Annotated in this window: 19 protein-coding genes; 18 read left to right on the forward strand and 1 reads right to left on the reverse strand. The window is 40.1% G+C overall.

Annotation, left to right across the window (positions count from 1 at the left end; translation table 11 throughout):
- Positions 1–22 precede the first annotated feature (22 nt).
- From B0I21_RS08380 to B0I21_RS08455, 16 genes are all read left to right on the forward strand, one after another.
- A complete protein-coding gene (locus B0I21_RS08380; RefSeq protein WP_166637815.1) occupies positions 23–1,186 on the forward strand; it encodes an O-antigen ligase family protein in 1,164 nt (387 codons plus the stop codon).
- Positions 1,183–2,103: a glycosyltransferase family 2 protein gene (locus B0I21_RS08385; RefSeq protein ID WP_166637816.1), complete on the forward strand. Its 921-nt coding sequence runs from the start codon at positions 1,183–1,185 to the stop codon at positions 2,101–2,103. The genes B0I21_RS08380 and B0I21_RS08385 overlap by 4 nt, the downstream gene beginning before the upstream one ends.
- Before the next feature lies 1 nt (position 2,104).
- Positions 2,105–3,115: a glycosyltransferase gene (locus B0I21_RS08390; RefSeq protein WP_133640035.1), complete on the forward strand. Its 1,011-nt coding sequence runs from the start codon at positions 2,105–2,107 to the stop codon at positions 3,113–3,115.
- Positions 3,116–3,121: 6 nt separating this feature from the next.
- Positions 3,122–4,132, forward strand: coding sequence for a polysaccharide biosynthesis protein (locus B0I21_RS08395; RefSeq protein ID WP_133640036.1), 1,011 nt, complete (start codon positions 3,122–3,124; stop codon positions 4,130–4,132).
- A gap of 1 nt (position 4,133) precedes the next feature.
- Positions 4,134–5,252: a non-hydrolyzing UDP-N-acetylglucosamine 2-epimerase gene (gene wecB / locus B0I21_RS08400; protein ID WP_133640037.1), complete on the forward strand. Its 1,119-nt coding sequence runs from the start codon at positions 4,134–4,136 to the stop codon at positions 5,250–5,252.
- Between the two features lies 1 nt (position 5,253).
- Positions 5,254–6,120 (forward strand): dTDP-4-dehydrorhamnose reductase family protein, encoded by an 867-nt coding sequence (locus B0I21_RS08405; RefSeq protein WP_133640038.1) that lies wholly within the window; start codon positions 5,254–5,256, stop codon positions 6,118–6,120.
- On the forward strand, positions 6,120–7,322 hold the full coding sequence (locus tag B0I21_RS08410; RefSeq protein WP_133640039.1) for a glycosyltransferase family 4 protein: 1,203 nt from the start codon (positions 6,120–6,122) through the stop codon (positions 7,320–7,322). The genes B0I21_RS08405 and B0I21_RS08410 overlap by 1 nt, the downstream gene beginning before the upstream one ends.
- Complete coding sequence (locus tag B0I21_RS08415; RefSeq protein ID WP_208292302.1) at positions 7,319–8,230, forward strand: NAD-dependent epimerase/dehydratase family protein; 912 nt, start codon at positions 7,319–7,321, stop codon at positions 8,228–8,230. Before B0I21_RS08410 ends, B0I21_RS08415 begins: the two co-directional genes overlap by 4 nt.
- Before the next feature lies 1 nt (position 8,231).
- Positions 8,232–9,188: an MraY family glycosyltransferase gene (locus tag B0I21_RS08420; protein ID WP_133640041.1), complete on the forward strand. Its 957-nt coding sequence runs from the start codon at positions 8,232–8,234 to the stop codon at positions 9,186–9,188.
- Between the two features lie 93 nt (positions 9,189–9,281).
- On the forward strand, positions 9,282–9,707 hold the full coding sequence (locus tag B0I21_RS08425; protein ID WP_133640042.1) for a sugar epimerase: 426 nt from the start codon (positions 9,282–9,284) through the stop codon (positions 9,705–9,707).
- A gap of 72 nt (positions 9,708–9,779) precedes the next feature.
- Positions 9,780–10,550: a polysaccharide biosynthesis/export family protein gene (locus B0I21_RS08430; protein ID WP_133640043.1), complete on the forward strand. Its 771-nt coding sequence runs from the start codon at positions 9,780–9,782 to the stop codon at positions 10,548–10,550.
- Between the two features lie 11 nt (positions 10,551–10,561).
- The gene (locus tag B0I21_RS08435; protein WP_133640044.1) at positions 10,562–12,964 is read left to right on the forward strand and encodes a GumC family protein; all 2,403 of its coding nucleotides are present in this window, start codon (positions 10,562–10,564) and stop codon (positions 12,962–12,964) included.
- A gap of 225 nt (positions 12,965–13,189) precedes the next feature.
- Complete coding sequence (locus B0I21_RS08440) at positions 13,190–13,993, forward strand: tyrosine-protein phosphatase (protein WP_133640045.1); 804 nt, start codon at positions 13,190–13,192, stop codon at positions 13,991–13,993.
- Between the two features lie 194 nt (positions 13,994–14,187).
- Positions 14,188–15,153 carry a nucleotidyltransferase family protein gene (locus tag B0I21_RS08445; RefSeq protein WP_133640046.1) on the forward strand — a complete coding sequence of 322 codons (966 nt, stop codon included), beginning with the start codon at positions 14,188–14,190 and terminating at the stop codon, positions 15,151–15,153.
- 203 nt (positions 15,154–15,356) lie between these two features.
- Positions 15,357–16,010, forward strand: coding sequence for a response regulator (locus tag B0I21_RS08450; RefSeq protein ID WP_133640047.1), 654 nt, complete (start codon positions 15,357–15,359; stop codon positions 16,008–16,010).
- Positions 16,011–16,054: 44 nt separating this feature from the next.
- On the forward strand, positions 16,055–16,810 hold the full coding sequence (locus B0I21_RS08455) for a tyrosine-protein phosphatase (protein ID WP_133640048.1): 756 nt from the start codon (positions 16,055–16,057) through the stop codon (positions 16,808–16,810).
- 191 nt (positions 16,811–17,001) lie between these two features.
- Here B0I21_RS08455 and B0I21_RS20105 read toward each other — a convergent pair whose 3' ends face one another.
- Positions 17,002–17,169, reverse strand: a complete 168-nt coding sequence (locus B0I21_RS20105; protein WP_166637817.1) for a hypothetical protein — start codon at positions 17,167–17,169, stop codon at positions 17,002–17,004.
- A gap of 1,057 nt (positions 17,170–18,226) precedes the next feature.
- Between B0I21_RS20105 and B0I21_RS08460 the strand changes: the two genes are divergently transcribed.
- Positions 18,227–19,645, forward strand: coding sequence for an exopolysaccharide biosynthesis polyprenyl glycosylphosphotransferase (locus B0I21_RS08460; protein WP_243835994.1), 1,419 nt, complete (start codon positions 18,227–18,229; stop codon positions 19,643–19,645).
- A 37-nt stretch (positions 19,646–19,682) separates the two neighbouring features.
- Positions 19,683–20,423 (forward strand): hypothetical protein, encoded by a 741-nt coding sequence (locus tag B0I21_RS08465; protein WP_133640049.1) that lies wholly within the window; start codon positions 19,683–19,685, stop codon positions 20,421–20,423.

Genomic DNA, 20,423 nt, shown 5'->3' on the forward strand with positions numbered 1-20,423 from the left:
GTATCCCGTTAAAGTATTAATTATGATTATTCTGGCTGTTGCGGGGCTTTCAGTAATCGTGCTTACTAAAACTGTCACCATACATCGATCAGTATTTATTCTGTACTTATTGCTCATTTTTTTTGGCATATTCTACACTTTCGTTGGACTTATAAACCATCCTATGCAGATTGGAAATGTACTTAAGGCATCGACAGTAACGGTAATTTGGCCTTTCTTTTTTCTTTTCCTAATGCCGCTTTTTTCACAATGGGAAGATATAATGAAACCTATAAATAAGACATTGATCTACAGTGTGCTGTTTATAGGCGTTTACATGTTATTCGCTGCGTTGGCGTACCTACGTATATTGCCAATTCCGGTTGAATTATTCTTTAACACGAAACTTGTTGAAGGAAAGTATGATGCTTCAGTACAGCTTTTTGATCCTTCTATAACCTCCCTAATGTACTTATTACCTTTCTTGATTTGTTACTTATTACTAAAGCAAGGCAAGCAAGAGGGAAATTCCGTTTTCATATTGTTGGCGGGATTGTTGGTAGGACTCATCGCTATGGTCGTCTCGGGACGAAGAGCTCTCATCCTAAACGTCCTTTTGGCGCCAGTCTTGCTAGTATTGTTTTTGACTTTTAAACCGTCCACTGTTTCTGCATCCCTTCGCAAGTCCCTAATTACAAATATTGCGCTGATGATAGGAGCGGTTTTTGTGTTAATGCTCCTATTAATACAGACTCAAATTTTAAATTTTGACGCGTTACTTGATTCTTTTTTACAGGGTTTTGACACGCAACGTGATGAGTCATCACGTGTTCGCGGTAGCCAATCTGTTGGATTAATTCAAAGCTTTTTTGACTATCCTATTTTTGGATCTGGTTTAGGGACAAGTAGTCAATATGTTATAAGAAGTTATGATACACCATGGATATACGAATTGTCTTATTTGGCTATGCTGTATCAGACTGGGTTGTCAGGGATTATATATTACAGTACAATGCTTATTTGCATAGTATACTTTGCCGTATCATTGATATCGAAAGGAGAAATCTCCTTACTGCCGCATTTAATTGGACTTCTATGCTTTTTAGTTGCGAATGCATCCAACCCATACTTAGCTGCTTTCGATCATCTTTGGCCCCTGTTTCTCATGCTGGGATTCACCAACTATACAAAGCTGAAAAAATCATGATAGCGATACTTATGAGCACATACAACGGTGCTAAATACATCAGAGAACAATTACAGAGCATCGTTGATCAAACAATAGTTGAGTGGAAACTATATATACGCGACGATTGCTCAACTGACGAAACCACTGATATCATTCGTGAATTTATGGCAAAAGATGACCGAATAATGTTGACGATCGGTAGTAGAAACCTTCGATCCTGTCAGAGTTTTCACGTATTGTCGGCGGAACATGTGGACGCAGCACCTTACTTTATGTACTGCGATCAGGATGACATCTGGTTTCCCAATAAGATCGACGAAACGTTAAAGCAGATGTTGAAAATTGAAGGAAGTCATCAATACTGTCTTGTTTATAGCACGCAAAAATTAGTGGATGGTGACGGCTGCGAATTGCATAGGCCGTATCCTGACTATTCAAGGAAAAATTTTGATATAAAGCATATTTTACTAGAAAACCCTGTGTATGGCTGTACGATGATGGTTAATCAAGCTTTATTAAAGAAAAGTATGCCCATAGCAAATTCTGCTGAAAATCACGATTACTGGATTGTACTAAATGCTATTAGTTTAGGTGCAGCCATTTCATATATTGATAAAGCATTGATGTACTACAGGCAACACGAAAGTAACGTGTCGGGAAATGTACATCGATCATCCTTCTTTGGAAGAATGAATCGTTTGATAAAAAGTGATAAGGATTTACAATATTTTACACAGCGGAATATTATGTTTTCCGACTTTTTGATACATAGTAAGGATTGGATAAGTAAACAAAACAAAATTCTTATCCAAGACTACGTAAACCATACAAACAAAGGCGGGATTAGATCCATATTGTACCTTTGGAAAAACAGTTTTAGGAAAGAAAAGCTTATTCAGACACTTTATTTTTACACACTTATCTTACTAAAATAGTATGACGCTTATAGATGCCATATTCATAAACAACGGCGGCGGAAAAGTACTCCTAGATTATCTAATTACTTCCCTATGCCGAGCTGATGAAAAGTCTACATTTACTTTTCTGCTTGATGAGCGACTTCGACATAGTTATGATATGAAAAAATTTACCAACCACAGTGTAATTTTTTGTAATGGATTTATTGATCGATCCAACTATTATAGAAAGTTTGGAAATAAGTTTTCAAAGGTGCTTTGTTTTGGAAATATACCACCAAACATTGGATTACCGGCTCAGGTTTATACATACTTTCATAACCCGATGTATTTAGCAATACCTAGGGAATTTGGCCTGGTGCAACGTTTGCTATTTGTCATTAAAACATGGATTCTACGAAGCGCTAAAAAAAACACGAATTATTGGCTGGTCCAAAACAACCGCATAAAAGAAGGATTAGTGCAAAAATTTTCTTTGGCAGCAAGTAACGTGTGGGTAGTACCATTTTATCCTCCTTTAGATCCGGTTCAATCTCCAGATCGAGTTAAGGGGACCTTTATATACGTTAGCAATGCAACACCTCACAAGAACCATAAGTTATTGATAACCGCATTCTGTAAATACTTTGATGAGTTTCAGGAGGGATGTCTTACAGTGACAGTCAATAACGATTATCCAGATGTTGTAGATATGATTTCTGCTAAAATTGAAGCCGGTTATCCTATCCGTAATATTGGTTTTGTGGATAGAGCAAGATTATCACAAGCTTACGCAGAACACGAATACTTAGTGTTTCCCTCCTTAGCGGAAAGTTTCGGGTTAGGGATAGTTGAGGCTATAGAGGGAGGTTGCAAGGTGATTGGTGCAAATTTGCCCTACATGCACCAAGTTTGTACGCCAAGTCTGGTTTTCGATCCCCAGGATGAAGCCGACATCTATCAGAAATTAGTCGAATCTCGAGGAAATGTTGCTGCAAGTGTACAAAAGATTCATAATCAAATAGAGGATATGGTAGATTTATTAAAATAACTAAAAATGGAAATAAAAGATAAAGTGTTATTAATAACCGGGGGCACAGGATCCTTCGGAACAGCTGTGCTCAATCGTTTTTTGGATACAGATCATTTTGCAGAAATTAGGATATTTTCGCGGGATGAGAAAAAGCAAGATGATATGCGGAATCTTTATAAAAACAATAAGATTAAGTTTTTTATTGGAGATGTCCGGGATTATACAAGTGTAGAGTACGTGATGAAAGGTGTGGATTACGTATTCCACGCTGCGGCTCTTAAACAGGTGCCATCTTGCGAATTTTTTCCCATGCAAGCTGTCCAGACGAATGTTTATGGAACGCAAAATGTTATCCGTGCCGCAGCAGCGAATGATGTCGAGAAAGTGATATGTTTGTCTACTGATAAGGCTGCGTATCCTATCAATGCGATGGGTATTTCGAAAGCTATGATGGAGAAAGTGGCCGTTGCAGAAGCTCGCAATCTAAAAAATACGGTCGTCTGTTTGACTCGCTATGGAAACGTAATGGCGTCTCGAGGGTCGGTTATACCACTATTTCTTTCACAGATAGAAAAGGGAGAACCCTTAACCGTAACAGATGCAACCATGACAAGGTTCTTAATGTCTTTGGAGGAAGCCGTTGAATTGGTGCTTTTCGCGTTCGAGAACGGCAGACCTGGTGACTTGTTTGTTAATAAAGCGCCTGCTGCCACGATAGGGGATTTGGCTGCGGCGATATTAAGAATAACTGGTGCTGAAAATGATGTGAAGATAATTGGGACGCGTCATGGAGAGAAGCTTTATGAAACCCTTTGCACAAGAGAAGAAATGTTAAAGGCGGAGGATATGGGCGACTTCTATCGAATTCCAGCTGATAACCGCGATCTGAATTATGCAAAATATTTTTCTGAGGGCAAAGAAATTAAGGATGACGTAGAAGATTACAATTCGCACAATACAAAAAGAGAAGACATCGATGGAGTTATACGATTACTTCAAAAATTAAGCCTTTTCAGCAATTTAAGTAGCATATAATATGAAGAAATTGAAAGTAGCCACTATACTAGGAACCAGACCAGAAATTATTCGTTTGGCCGAATGCATTAAGAAATGTGATACGTATTTCGAGCATGTTTTAATTCATACTGGACAAAATTATGATTACGAACTCAACGAAATTTTTTTTGAGAATCTAGGCTTACGCCGCCCAGATTATTTTCTAAGTGTCGCAGGAGCTCATCTCGGTGAAACTATAGGCAACGTTATCGCTAAGTCTTTCGATGTGTTGACGAAGGAGAAGCCAGACGCATTGCTTGTGCTAGGCGATACGAATAGTGTGCTAAGCACAATCGCTGCAAAGCGCCTAAAAATACCTATATTCCATATGGAGGCAGGGAATAGGTGTTTCGATCAGAATGTACCGGAGGAAATAAATCGTAAAATATCGGATCATATTAGCGACATAAACCTGACTTACACAGAAAACAGTCGACGCTACCTGCTAAGCGAAGGCTTCCGCAAAGATCACGTTTTTGTCACTGGATCGCCACTCAAAGAAGTGCTCGATAAGTATAAAGACAGCATACAAAGTAGTAATATTGTATCTCAACTAAATCTGGAAGAGGGACGTTTTATCGTAGTTAGCGCTCATCGCGAAGAGAATATTGATTTAGGTGACCACTTTGAGCAACTCGTTGAATCGTTAAATGCAGTTGCTGAGAAATTTAAGGTGCCATTGATTTTCTCTACGCATCCCCGGACAAAGAATCGCATCGCGCTGAAAAACGTCAGCTTCCATCCACTCATCAAAAACGTAGCTCCCCTTGGTTTTTTTGATTATGTGAAGCTACAAAAAAGTGCAATGGTCGTTCTATCTGACAGTGGAACTATTAGTGAAGAGTCGGCAATGATGCAATTTCCAGCGGTGAGTATACGAACCAGTACCGAACGACCAGAAGCAATTGATGCTGGCACGATTGTTTTGGGTGGCATATCAAAGGATCAAATGCTTAATGCGATCGACGTAGCTATGGGATTGTTTGATAAATCTGCAAAACTGCCCTTTGAGTATGAAGTCACTAATACATCAGATCGAGTAATAAAGGCTATTATGAGCTATACCTCCATCGTAGACAAAGTAATATGGGACAAGTAGTATGAAAAAAATACTTATAATAGGAATAAAAGGTATGGCTGGGCACATGCTTTACAATGTGTTACCAACGTTAAGCAATTACGATGTTTATGGATTGGCACGTGGAGTTGTAGCTTCAGACTCGGTTTTCAACGTGGATGTAAGTGATACATCGGCATTAAAAAAAATCGTGCAGGAGAATAACTTTTATGCCATCATCAATTGCATTGGGATCTTAAATGCAGACGCTGAAGATAACCCAAGTAAAGCGATATGGTTTAATAGCTATTTCCCCCACTATCTTGAAGAGATTACTGCTGGTACCGAAACACGCGTAGTTCATATCAGTACTGATTGTGTATTTTCAGGGAAAGAAGGCAATTATACTGAACTAGATTTTAAAAACGGTGTGGGTTTCTATGCCCAATCCAAAGCTTTAGGAGAATTAGATAATAAAAAGGATGTGACCGTTCGAACATCTATCATTGGTCCGGAACTTAACACTAACGGCATCGGGCTTTTTCATTGGTTTATGAAGCAATCAGAATCGGATACTATCAAAGGTTACAATAGAGCCTTTTGGTCTGGAATTACTACTTTAGAATTAGCCAGAGTTATTGATGAAATATTAAAGCAAGATATTTCAGGCCTAATTCAAGTTGCCCATGAAGAAAAGATTGACAAATACAGTTTACTGCAGCTATTTAACAATATATTTCGTGACGGATTTATGCAGATTGTGCCGTTTGATGGGTATCAGATTGACAAGAGCTTGCGAAGTGTTCGTGCTGATTTTAACTATATTGTGCCATCCTATGAGCAGATGCTCAACGACCAACGTAGCTGGATGCTGCAAAATAGTCAGTTATACGACTACAAATTAAATTGATGCATATACTAATTATTACTCAATATTTTTGGCCTGAAAATTTCAGAATCAACGATATCGCGTTAGGACTCAAGGAGCGAGGACATAAAGTGTCTGTGCTTACAGGAATACCGAACTATCCTTCTGGAACTTTTTTTGATGGCTATACCGCCCAACCTTCTGACGAAATTTGGGAGGGCATCTATATTTATAGGAGTCGTTTGACACCCCGAGGTAAAGGTCGCGGGATTGATTTATTAAAGAATTATTTTTCATTTGCGTTTTCAGCATCGTTGAAAGTGTCTAGTATAAAAGAGAAAATAGATACAATATTAGTTTTCGAGCCTTCTCCAATCACGGTAGGTATACCTGCGATGGTGGCTAAAAGAAAGTTTGGAGCGTCTTACTCTTTTTGGGTTCAGGATTTGTGGCCAGCTAGTCTAACAGCAGCGGGGGGCGTTAAGAATAAGTTTGTCCTACGTTTTTTTGATTGGCTAACCCGTAAGATTTATAATCATGCAAAGTATGTTTTAGTACAATCCCGAACATTTAAAGACTACATTCTGAACCAAGGCGTAAAAGGAGAAAAGATTCTTTACGTTCCTAACAGCACCGAGGGGTACTACCATCCGATGGCAGCTTCGCCAAAATTTGCGTCATTGCTTCCAAAAGGATTTAAGATAATGTTTGCGGGAAACATAGGTGAAGCCCAAAGTCTAAATACAATGCTGGAAGCTGCCAAAATATTAAAAAATAAGGGCTACGTGATACAATGGGTAATGATTGGTGATGGAAGATATCGACCCATAATGGAGGAGCAGGTTAGGCGCTATGATCTCTCGGATAGCATTCACTTTTTAGGTAAATTTCCTCCTGAAGAGATGAGTCATTTTTTTTCACATGCAGATGCTTTATATGTATCCCTAAGAAGAGATTACATTTTTTCTTTGACAATTCCATCAAAAGTACAGTCCTACCTAGCATGTGGTAAACCTATTCTTGCTAGTTTAGATGGTGAAGGAGCTAAAATAGTTGTTGAGTCAGGTGCCGGTTTAGCAAGTCCTGCTGAAGATGTGACAGGTCTTGTAGAAAATGTGATAGAGCTATATGAGCGTTCTGAAGGTCAACGAGAAGAACTAGGAAAACGTGGGTTACGATATTTTAACCGCGAGTTTGATAGGAACATCGTATTGAATAAATTGGAGGGAGCTCTCAAATTATGAAGATTATAATAACCGGTGTCAGCGGTTTTGTTGGACAAAATCTAAGTGGCTTTCTTGCTAAATACAACTGGGACGTAAGCGGGCTTTCCCTCCGTTCGAATTGGAAAGAGCAGCTGGTGAGAAATGCGGATGCTGTTATACACTTGGCAGGTAAAGCACATGATACCAAAAATACGTCTGATCCAGAAGTATATTTCAAAGTAAATCGTGACTTGACAATGGAGTTATTTGATGAATTTTTGCAGTCAGATATACGAGATTTTTTTTATTTTTCTTCTGTTAAAGCGGTTGCTGATACAGTAGATGACGAACTTTTAGAAAATGTAATCGGGAATCCTCTCACGGCATATGGTAAGTCCAAGTGGGAAGCGGAAGCATACCTTTTGGGAAAGACAATTTCCGCCGGGAAACGTATATTTATTATTCGTCCTTGTATGATTCACGGGCCGGGCAATAAAGGGAATCTTACCTTGCTTTACAAGGTTGTCCGGAAAGGTATCCCTTGGCCTCTTGCATCATTCGATAATAGAAGATCATTTCTCGGGATTGATAACCTTAATTTCATTATACATAAGATGCTTGAGCAACGTGATGTGCCTTCAGGTGTATATAATATTGCAGACGACGAATCGTTGTCTACTAACTCTTTAGTGGAATTAATGTCAAGAACATTGGGACTCGAGCCGAAGTTTTGGTATGTTCCCTCGAGTTTGGTGAAAGCTATTGCATCCTTAGGTGATAAGCTAAGGTTACCATTGAATACGGAGCGGTTAAAAAAGCTAACGGAGTCTTACGTCGTTTCTAATTCGAAAGTAAAGAGGGCGTTACGTATTGAAAAGCTGCCCAATACGGCGGCTTATGGATTAGAAAAGACAATTAAGTCATTCACTAACCCCAAATCTTTTTAAGATGAATTACGCTATAGTTTTGCTTTTGCTTTTTGTTCTTGAAATACTTTATTTTCGTTTTGCTTCGCAATTCAATATTGTGGATAAGCCTAATCAGCGCAGCTCACACAGCACCGTTACTCTACGGGGGGGCGGCATTGTATTTTATTTCGCCGGGTTAGCATATTTTCTCGTATCTGGTTTCCTTTACCCATGGTTTTTCCTAGGATTAACCTTAATGACGATCGTGTCATTTTTGGATGATGTTTTCACGCTTTCTAACAAACTACGTCTGTTGATTCACTTCTCCGCTGTACTACTTATGGCTTATGAATTGAATGTGTTTGAAATGCCTTGGTATGTATTACTTATTACGTTTATTATCATTGTTGGAGTAATCAATGCCTACAACTTTATGGATGGCATCAATGGCATTACGGCTTGCTATAGTTTGTCTATAGGAGCTTTACTTGTTTTGGCTAACCATAGCATACAGTTTATTGACCAGGATCTGTTGATTTTTACAATTCTTTCTGTTCTGGTGTTTGCTTTTTTTAACTTCAGGCGTAACGCCAGATGCTTTGCGGGTGATGTCGGCTCTGTAAGTATAGCTTTTATTCTATTGTTTGCATTGGGGGCGTTGATATTAAAAACTGGAAACATAATCTATATGCTCTTCCTCTGTGTATATGGTATAGACACCGTTTGGACGATTATACAACGTTTACGTCGAGGAGAAAATATTTTCAAAGCGCATCGCTCGCATCTATATCAGTATTTGGGCAACGAGGCAGGTGTAGATAAATTGCTCATTTCCTTTTCGTACGGAATGGCTCAATTTTTAATTGGTATGTCGGTCTTGTATTTTGCACAGCAAAGTTTTGCGTTACAGATTTTGGTTTCAGTTAGCCTGCTCTTATTGCTAAGTATAGCATATCTTATCGGAAAAGGCTATATAATAAAACGTTATGTACGCTAGAAAGAATTGGTATGATCACACCGAAACTATGGAGGGATTTTTGCTCAGTAAGCGAAAATTCATGACACAAAATATAACGCAGACCTTAAAAAGATGAACATTATAAAAGGGGGAATAGCCCAGGATCAACGCGGACATATTCGCTTTGTAAACGACTTCGATATGAGTTTAGTAAAGCGTTTTTATATTATTAAAAACGCGGACACAGCCTTAATACGAGGTTGGCGTGCACATCGTATTGAAGACCGATGGTTTTATGTACTGGCCGGTGGTTTTTCACTTGATGTTGTTGAGATTGATGATTGGGAGAACGCATCCACAGGGCTTACCGTAAAGAAAATATCATTGGTTTCCGAAGAGATGAACGTTATTCATGTGCCGGCAGGCTATGGTACTGCTTTTCAAGCCACCATGCCTGAGAGTGAGCTTCTCGTTTTTGCCAATTATGGTATAGAACATGCCGCGAACGATGATTATACTTGGCCCATCGATTATTTTACTAAGCGGGAGTCATTGTAATATAAAAAACGTTATTTTTGCGAGAAACTTTACTACAAAAAATAAATATTGATATATAATTATACCGTATTAATGAAGAAATTTTTTTTGCTATTGGTGCTACTAGCCACATTAGCCTCCTGCGCTTCGAAGAAGAATATTGTTTACCTCCAGAAGTCCGGAACAATTTCTGATGAGATATATGAACAATTTGCTCCGAAAATTCAGCAAGAAGACTTGATTACCATAGCCGTATCGGCCGCCGATATTAAGGCAACAATACCCTTTAACCAGCAGAATCCTTATCAGATGAATGCGGCTGCTGGCCAAGACTTTACTTTCAAACCTACATATCTTGTAGATAATAAAGGCGAGATTGATTTTCCTGTATTGGGTAAGCTTAAAATCGGTGGGTTAACACGCTTGCAAGCTACAGATCTGCTTCGTAAAGAATTAAGTAAGTATATTGTTGATCCTGGTGTAAATCTGACCTTCGCTAACTTTAAAGTGACATTATTGGGGGAAGTAACTAGGCCTGGCAGCTATACTCTTCCTCAAGAACGCGTCACCGTTTTAGAAGCGTTAGGACTCGCCGGCGATATGACTATTAGGGGGGTTCGAAGTAATGTACTTCTAATTCGAGAAACAAACGGCGAGAAAAAAATGGAGCGTTTAGATTTAACATCTGATTCGCTTCTGGCATCTCCTTACTACTATTTAGCGCAAAACGATGTGCTATATGTGGAACCGAATGGTGCGCAAATTCGCAGTTCCAGCTTAGGTCAAAATACCAATGTATTAATCTCCGTGTCCAGCGTCATCATAAGTATTTTAACACTTGTTGTCACGAATAGCCGACGATAATCTTTTTTTATATGAATATCCAACAAAAGAACGAACGTAAACCGGTCGCTGAAGAAGAGATTGATTTGAAGCAAATTGTGGAACAGTATGCCTATTATTGGAAATGGTTCTTAATCTCTATGGTCGCAACAATAACTGTCGCGGTCTTTTATTTATGGTATGCCACACCTTTGTATAAGGTAGATGCAAAAATTTTATTGGAAAACGAAGACCGAGCAACAGGGGAAATGGCAGGTCTAGCAGAGCTGAGTAATTTCCCTGGCGGCGGTGGGCCATCTGCATTCGTAGTGGATCAGATTGACGTTCTCAAATCTAGGCGTCTTGCAAGAAAGGTTGTGCTTGACCAAGATTTATCTGTTTCTTACTACGTAAGTGAGGGAATTCGTTCCGCTGAAGTTCTGAAAGATGATAGCCCAGTCCGTCTCGCTTTTGTTAACGGAAACATTACGTCCGCTTCAACCAAATTTATACTTTCAGTGGTAAACGGGAAAGTGACTTTTACTGATAGCCGCACTAAAGAGTCTGTAGACGGGTTGGCTTTTGGAAAGCCTGTTAAAACAGCTGCTGGAGTAGTTATCTTTACGCCTAACGCTAAAGTCCTGAGTAAAGGCATAACGACTGTTGAAGTTCTAATTAATCCTATTGAGGAGGTCGTTGATGTATTAGGTAAAAGTTTAGTAATTACACCGAATACGGAAAAGCAGTCTTATATCGTAAATTTTTCGATGACTAGTCCCCTAAGGGGCAAGGCTAGTGCAATAATTAACGGCCTTATCGAAATGTACAATAGAGATGTCTCTGATGATAAAACAAAGGTAACGAAGGCTACCTCAACATTTATAAATGGCCGTTTAGACCTTATTGGGCGAGATTTGTCTAAAGCTGACCAACGTGTCGAAGACTTTAAGACATCAAACAGTTTGACCGATTTGCAGGCAGAAGCGGAAATGAACCTTCGCAATTTAACCGAAATTGATCGTCAAGTTTTAGATGCGCGCACCCAATTACAGTTGGTCGATTATATGCGCGAATCCATTGTAAATAATGCTGAACTACAATTATTACCATCTAACATAGGTCTTCAGGATCAGTCAATAGAAAAATCTTTAGTTGAATACAACCGATTGGTACTCGAGCGTGAAGACTTACTGCGAAGCTCAACAGAGGAAAATCCGGTTGTAAAAAACCTGACGCAGAACATTCGTGATTTTAACAAAAATCTAAACACCTCTTTAAACAACTATCGCTCAACTTTGCAGCTTTCGTTAAATAGCGTGCAAAGTAAAAAGAGTGAGATCCAAGGAAGGATTTCTAGTTCTCCTCGACAGGAGTTAGGCTTTAAAGACATATCCCGCCAACAGCAGATCGTAGAAACCATTTATCTTTTTTTGCTACAAAAACGTGAGGAAAACGAAATTAAGGCTACGGCACGGCCGGATATTTTAAAAGTTATAGATGCAGCTTATAGCTCTAATCGGCCCGTTGCTCCAAAAAAGTCTATAATTCTTTTAGTGGCTTTAATTACTGGTGCAATTATTCCCTTGGGTATACTATACTTGAAATTTCTGCTTGATAATAAAATTCACTCCAGGAAGGACATTGAAGCTAAATTCGCGGCGCCTATTTTGGGTGAAGTCCCTAGTTCCAAAGACCCTATCGTGCATGATAACGATCGCAGCTCGTTGGCTGAGGCATTCCGGATCTTACGAACTAATATCTCGTTTATGTTAGGTGCCAAACGAGAGTCGGCGATTATATTCGTTACCTCGACAACATCCGGTGAGGGAAAATCCTTTGTTTCGACCAATTTAGCGCGAATCCTTTCGATGTCGGGAAAACGTGTGCTTTTGGTAGGTGCCGATATTAGAAGCCCGAAAGTATTAGACTATTTAGGCTTGTCGCATTTACAACATACAAATGTGGGCATCACACAGTATTTGATAAATCCGGAGATGGATATCAACAATATCATTATCAAACAACCCGGTCAATACCAGTTCGACGTGATCTATTCCGGCTATGTCGCGCCAAATCCAGCGGAATTATTGATGAATGGACATTTCGATGATGTTTTGCAATATGGCAAGGCACATTACGACTATGTAATAGTCGATACGGCTCCGGTAAGTTTGGTTACAGACACCCTATTAATTGCGCATAATGCCGATCTAACCGTATATGTTGCGCGAGCTAACTTCCTGGATAAGCGTTTATTGAATGTTCCAAAAGAACTATTTGAGGAAGGTAAGTTGAAAAATATGGCGGTTGTGATGAATGACGTAGATTTTGCTAAAGGTTATGGCTATGGCTACGGCTACGGTTATGGCTACGGTGATATGGGTAACTCATCCCTTAGAAAACGTTTGCTTTCCAAATTCAAAGGTGTCTTTAGAAAAAAACAGGATCGCTATTAAATAGCTACACCTATTTTAAACACGCATCATTTTCCATCGATGCGTGTTTTGTTTTACAGCGCTTATATCCCTCGATTTTTCGTAGAAATGCTATTTGTAAACGCTAAACAAAAACCGGTTCGATTTTTGTAGCATGGTGGAATCGGGTTATTTTAAATATTTGCCATTTATGTAGCGAATAGAGTTTGGCAGACGTTTTAATAGTGAACAAACGATATACTGTTTATGGGTATTTTTACAAAACTATTTGGGACATCCAAAAGAGATGTTAACATAAAAGTATTTAGCAAGCTGGCTTTTCTCGAGGTTGATATGCATAACCATTTGTTGCCAGCTATTGACGATGGCAGTCAATCGGTGGAGCAATCTTTAAAACTTATTCGTGGTCTACATGACCTAGGTTTCAAAAAGTTTATAAGTACGCCCCATATTATGGAAGGTGTGCATCCCAATAGCCGAGAGACGATTGCGCATGCCCATCAAGAACTGCGTTTAGGCTTGGATCAGAGTGATCTCTCTGTAGAAACGGTTGCCGCTGCTGAACATATGATTGATGAAGGGTTGGCCAAAATGATCGCCCACGATCGTCTTTGCGTTATGCCCGGCGGCTATGTTTTAATTGAAATGTCCTATTTAGCAGAATCTAACGCATTATTTAAGACAATATACGATATACAGATGCTGGGCTACAAGCCTATTCTCGCTCATCCAGAGCGCTACAATTATTATCACCATAACTTCGATATGTATAAGAAGATTAAAGATGCGGGCTGTCTTCTTCAGCTAAATTTGCTTTCTATAAGTCGGTATTATGGCACAGAGGTGAAAGTCGCAGCACTCACCATGATTAAATCGGGGATGTATGATTTCGTTGGAACGGACTTACACCATGGCAAACATTTAGCTGCTTTGGAAGAGGTTGTTGCGAAATATCCGGTTCGTGAACTGTTGGACACCTGTCCTATACGCAATGCATCCCTAGTGGATGAAATCGATAATGGTCGCTCTCATTACAATGCGATTGGCTAGTGTCTCATAAATCGCAATACCAAGTTGATAACAATATCCTACGCTTGCTGCTAACCAAGCTCCCCGTTTAACGTAGTAGGTTTAGACGTTTTCTACTCATTAAAACGCTTTCCGTATGCTAGGGCTATGGCATCAGTTTTGCTTATAGAGAGCAATCAACTTAATTCAAAAATATAGTAAAGAATTCCCATAGAATGAACAACGCACATCATAGTCCTATATTAGTTATCCTAGCCGCAGGTATGGCTAGTCGCTACGGTTCAGCAAAACAAGTCGATGGTTTCGGTCCAAATGAAGAAACAATAATTGATTATTCTATCCACGATGCTATCCGCGCGGGATTTGGCAAAGTGGTTTTTGTGATCCGCGAAGAGTTTTTGCCGGTGATGAAGAAAAGCTTTGATCGCAAGCTTCGCGGCAAAATCGATGTGGCCTATGCTTTTCAAGATTTCGATTTAAAGAAATTTGGAATCGATACGGTGGTGGAGCGTGAAAAGCCTTGGGGCACGGCGCACGCCGTGATGAGTGCGGAAAAAGAAATTGATCGACCGTTTTGTGTTATCAATGCCGATGACTTTTACGGCTATGATGCTTTCAAAAAAATGTATGATTTTTTAACTACGCAAGCCAATGACGAAGAAATGGCATTGGTCGGTTTTGAGATCGGCAATACGCTTTCTGAGCATGGCTACGTATCGCGCGGCGTTTGTGCAATGAATGATGCAGGATACATGGAGGGCGTTACCGAAAGAACAAATATTTACCGAGGTGCTGATGCCGATAGCGAAGCAATAGTTTATAAAGAAAACGAGCGGGAATATACTATTCCTGAACATACATTGGTTTCTATGAATTTTTGGGGTTTTACGCCAAAGATCATCGATGTCGCCCGTTCGCTGTTCCCAGATTTTGTCCAAAACAATAAGCACAATCCCAAAGCAGAGTTCTTCATTCCGTCGATTCCTGATTATATGGCAAAAATGGGATTAGCAAAGTTTAAAGTATTGCCTACTTCGTCGCAATGGTTTGGTGTTACGTATAAGGAAGATAAGGAGGAGGTGCGCCAAAGCATCCGTAATCTTGTGTCAATAGGTGTCTACCCGTCGGTTTTATATCCAGCTGCACCTGTAGTAAATGCAGCACTTTATTTAGAGCAGTAAGCCATCTGGTCAGTGCTTAAAGCGTTTATTCTCAGCGTGATGTTCGCTTAAATTCTTCAAGTTAAGGTTCTCTTTTTTCGATAGGAGCCGATTAGCAGCAGGCGACTACATGAGCATAGCAACTTTATTTTAAATCCCACCCTTTTGGGTGGGAAAACTTCCGTTATGGTGAGCTAATTTTGACGATCACCTACTGAAGAACAATGATTAATCTAACTACGAGCAGCATGGCTCTGATCGATAGTCGACCTATGTATCGGCAACGACTATCCGATTATTTCAAAAAGTCAGCCAAATTCGATCCCATTACTTCAGCTAGCAGTGTAAGCGATTTTTACAATATCCTGGGGAGGAATGAGTACGATGTCGTACTGTGTGGCTTAACACCGGCTCAAGAAGCTGTGCAAACGTTGCTCAATGAACTGAAGAGCCGGTCTATAGCTACCAAAATCGTATTGCTCGCCCCACTAGAGCAGAAGAACACTATCTTTCAGGGGCTATGTCATGGTGCAACGGCCTTTATGCCTGAGCATTTACCTTTGCCTATTATGGAGCAGCGGCTTTCTTCCCATATGCAGGATAATTACTGGCTTAATCCAGAACTCGCCCGTCTTTTGTTACGCTATTTTGGTCGACGATATACGCAGGCCCGAAAAGACGCTCCTACATTGTCCGATACGGAACGAGATCTATTAGAAATGGTTAGTGAAGGAGCTTGCCAGCGGCGTATCGCCGAAGAACAGAAAGCCGAAAAGAAGCATATCAGAGCCTTAGTTGGCGGTATATTAACTAAGTTACATAGCGTCCACCGCACAGAACAGAAATCAACTACGCCTCCTACCCTTCAACATATGTAGACCCGATATTAGCCATTCATCCTAAAACCTAAACCCCAAACCCCATGTTTTCTATCTTTAACCGCAAACCCCACTATCATGATCTTAGCTGGATGTCCGTCGACATGCATAGTCACCTTCTTCCAGGCCTCGACGATGGAAGCAGGTCTATCGATGAAAGTATCGTCATGATATCGCGCCTGCACAAACAGGGAATCAATCAGTTTTACTGCACGCCCCATGTGCAGCAAGAGATCTATCCAAATAGTAACATGCAAATCCTTTCGGCTTACCAGGCATTGCAGCACGCAGCGCAGCTCCAACATGTACAGCTGGATTATGCGGCGCAATATGCCGTTGACAAAGCACTCCTGCAACAAGTCTTGACCCAAACGAATTCGCTGTTGCCGCTGCATGAAAACTATGTCCTTATTGGGATGGCGTACTTCAGCGAAAGTGTATTCATTAAACAGGTCATCAATGCATTAGTGATAAAAGGGTTTGTGCCGATACTAGCTAATGTTGAGCGCTACGTATATTATCATTACGATAGCAGTCCGTTGAAAGCGTTTAAAGATCTAGGTTGTTTATTGCAGGTAGGATTGTTGTCCTGCTACGGCTACTACGGCTCCAAAGAAAAGCAGGTGGTTAAACACTTGTTAGATGCGGGTATGGTCGATTTTTTAGGAACTGACGTTCACTACGAACGGCATGTGAAAGCTATTGAACATTTTGTTGGAAAGCAAGACCTGTCACCGTACTTCGCCAATAAGATTAAAAATAAAACCCTTGTCACCGCTCGTCAGCGTGTAGACGCTTAACGCGCATTATTTGCATCTTCAGGACAAACCAATCCTAATATATAGGCAGCTTCCTAGGGGGCTTGGTGTCTGTGGTGGGAGACTGTCCCCATTTATCAGAGCTGTCTTTCCTTTAGCACATGGTCCTTCTGTTCCTAGAAAAGGAGGCCTGTGCTTTTTTATTTCACTTTCCGCCATAATTCTCAGCTTCACTATGACAGCTGCTCGTCTAGCGTAGGTCTTTTAATGCGGCTTTCAGCGCCGATAGTGGGGTTCTTGCTACGCAACTTATTGGAGGCCATCTGTATGAGGTTGCAATTTACGTCTGGTGTATCTGTAAATGTAATATTAAAGAAGGAAGAGCTAGAGAATTTTACCATATAAAAGGGCCGTTTTCACGACCCTTTCACTGCTTATGAAAATTATGTTTCCCGGGGAGAGAAACGATGCTTCAAATTTAGCAATTATTATTGACTAAAAGGTGATCTTTGTTATAATATGTTGTAACGTTTGTATTGTGTCCTAATGTATTATGTTCAATTAAGCCAAATCTAACTCAAGTGGATCAATCGCTTTATGAAACGGTATCTAATGAAGTAATACACCCTATACTTTAGTCTAGTTTTGTGTATGACATTCATCTTTAGCTTGTTAATTTGAAGAGCCCCATCTTGCCTTAGATGCCCGCCAATGAAGCCCTTCAGGGATTATGAGCGGATTACGTATCAGTATCAGTGGAAAGTTTTTTGAATTTTGTTGTTGAAGAGTCTCTGAAAAATTCTATTTTTGTGGCCATAATGCTACAAGCTTCTTATGAGTAGTCAAGGAGCGCCAAAATGAAAAACAAGAATACCTGCTGAGAAACGACTGTAACATAGACTTCAACGCCGAATGTTACAATATAACGAATCAAAAAAATATTTTTTATACCGTTTTTTATATTAGAAATGCGGTTTTTGCACAGATAATATAGATTTAATATAAAATTAGTGATTATATAGCATAATGTTTACAAAATATAGCTATATTTGGGTCTACAATTTAAAGATTAACACCGAGTGGATTGAATTCCATGGGTAGTGTACGGCGAAAAACATCGATCTAAGCTATAATTATTGTGAATAGCTGTACTTATGAAAATTTGAAAAGAAATTAGTGTTTACTAAACTGAAAAACAAAAAAAACAGAGAATAATCATTTCGAAGGCATTCTTTTCGGGAAGAATCAAAAAGTGATATGTAACGTGTTAAATTCGTGTTAACTATACATATGCGTTTTTGATTTGTTGATTTAGGCATTGTAAAAAAATGTCTGCGTGTCACCGTTTTGCCTGTATGTTAACCTTTACGATTCTTGGTTTATTTATAGGACTTACTTTGTTTTTGTAGTTTTTTCATGTTCGTAAGCTGATGAAAAACATAATTAATCTTGTAGAATATGCATAGATATGTCCAAAACCGCGTGTTAGCATTTTTAAAAATACTGCTCGTCATGACTGACGCCGTATGTTTAAACATTGCTTTTGTAGTTGCCTTTTCTTTGGTGACAGCCTATAGCCTGGTAGACGCAACAGAGGTAATGAGCAGTAACTACTTCTCCCTGTGGATGATGTTTAACCTTATTGCTGTGGTGTCGGCCATGTTTTTCAAGCTTTATGCAGATATCACGATCGAGCGGTTGGAAGGGGTTTTTAGGATGACTGTGCGCAGTGTCGTGACCTTGCTGATCATATTTACGGGATGTACGCTTATAGGGCATGCATTTTCCGGGGTTTACTATTTTCTAGGGGCAGTTTGGGCTAGCGTGTTTTTTTACGCTGCGCTTTCTCGATTCTTATTGACCTACGTTTATACAGTCCTTCCTCGACGACTTAAATGGAGTAAACGAGTCGCTTTGATTGGTCATAATACACATTTGGCGCCTTTTGCAGGTAACTTTTCACAGAGTAATCCATTTTATAGTGTAGATACCATCCAATACCACGATGCATTGGAAACGGCTACTAAAGAGGAAAAGGTTGCCCAATTCAAACGCTATTTTGAAGAAGTATCAAAGCTGGGCATACATGATGTATTTCTTGTTAGCACACCAGATATGAGCAGTTTGAGTACCGAGTTAATAATGGCTGCAGACCATCAATGCTTGCAGTTAAACTTCGTTCCGGCCGTTACAGCCAGTATCAATTATGGTGCTGCCAACGCCGCGCCGGTCACTATGCAGCTTCCTGTATTGCGTTCCCATGATGAATCTTTGTCCACTATGGAGAACAGGATAAAGAAACGTCTGGTTGATCTTTTTATCTCCAGTATGGTCATCATCTTTATTTTAAGTTGGTTAATTCCAATAATTGGCATCATTATCAAAATCCAAAGTCCGGGGCCGATTTTCTTTAAACAGCCACGTTCAGGGCGAAACAATAAGTCATTTGGCTGTTACAAGTTTCGCAGTATGGTGATCAATAAAGAGTCGGGAAACAAACAAGCGACCAAAGGCGATAAGCGCATTACACCAATTGGTGCTTTTTTACGAAAAACAAATTTGGATGAGTTTCCGCAGTTTATCAATGTATTCTTGGGTCAAATGAGCGTTGTGGGGCCCCGTCCGCATATGTTGTCGCACACCGAGCACTACAGCCAACTTATTCAACATTATATGGTGCGTCAGTTCGTGAAGCCGGGTATCACAGGATGGGCACAGGTTAACGGTTATCGGGGTGAAACTAAAGAGCCGGAGTTGATGGCGAAAAGAGTCGAGTTTGATATCGAATACATGAGCAACTGGTCAGCGATGCTCGATTTTAAAATTGTATGCATGACCGCAATCAATATGGTCAAAGGGGAAAAGAACGCATATTAAAAAACCAGATACATTAAATACCTATTTAGAAATACCTATGAAAAACAGATTTACTTATTTCGCTATGATGCTGATAAGCTTTCTGACGTTCGCTGCTACCACCATGGCGGTCGCTTCGGAAGGAGAGCGGGACAGTATCCCGGAGTCGGCTTACGAGCATGGCTATCCGAATCCATTTGCACTGGGGGTGCACGTGGGAACCGCGGGCGTTGGGCTGCACATTTACCAGCCTTTAGGCAAACACTTTGGCCTTCGTTTAGGCGGCTCCATTATGCCTTTCAATACACACATTACCGGCAACTACAGCAATCGTGATCTGCGATCTGACGTGTCTGCAAAAGCGAACAACGTATCCTTGATGGTAGGCTGGGCGCCATTTTCGCAGAATCGTGGGTTCTTCCGCAGCTTTAATGTGCAAGTGGGTGGGGCATATTTCTTTGACCTAAATGGTAAATTGACAACACGCTTAGCAGAGCATTATACCTACGGTGATATTCATGTAAACCCTGCCGTAGTTGGTGATATCACAACAAACATCAACTGGAAAGAAACCGTTAATCCCTATGCCGGCATTGGCTGGAGTAACATTGTCTTAGATAGCCGGTTTTCTGTGAGCATTGACTTGGGTGCTTACTACCTTTCAAAGCCAACGGTGACTATGGAGGCGACTGGCCTACTGGAAGAAAACGTGAACAATGCGGCTACGATTCAAAACAATATTCAAAACTACCGCTATTTACCGCGTGTTGAGGTAGGTTTTAGCTACAGATTTTGGTAG

Source organism: Sphingobacterium paludis, from assembly GCF_004364125.1.
Classification (GTDB): domain Bacteria; phylum Bacteroidota; class Bacteroidia; order Sphingobacteriales; family Sphingobacteriaceae; genus Sphingobacterium; species Sphingobacterium paludis.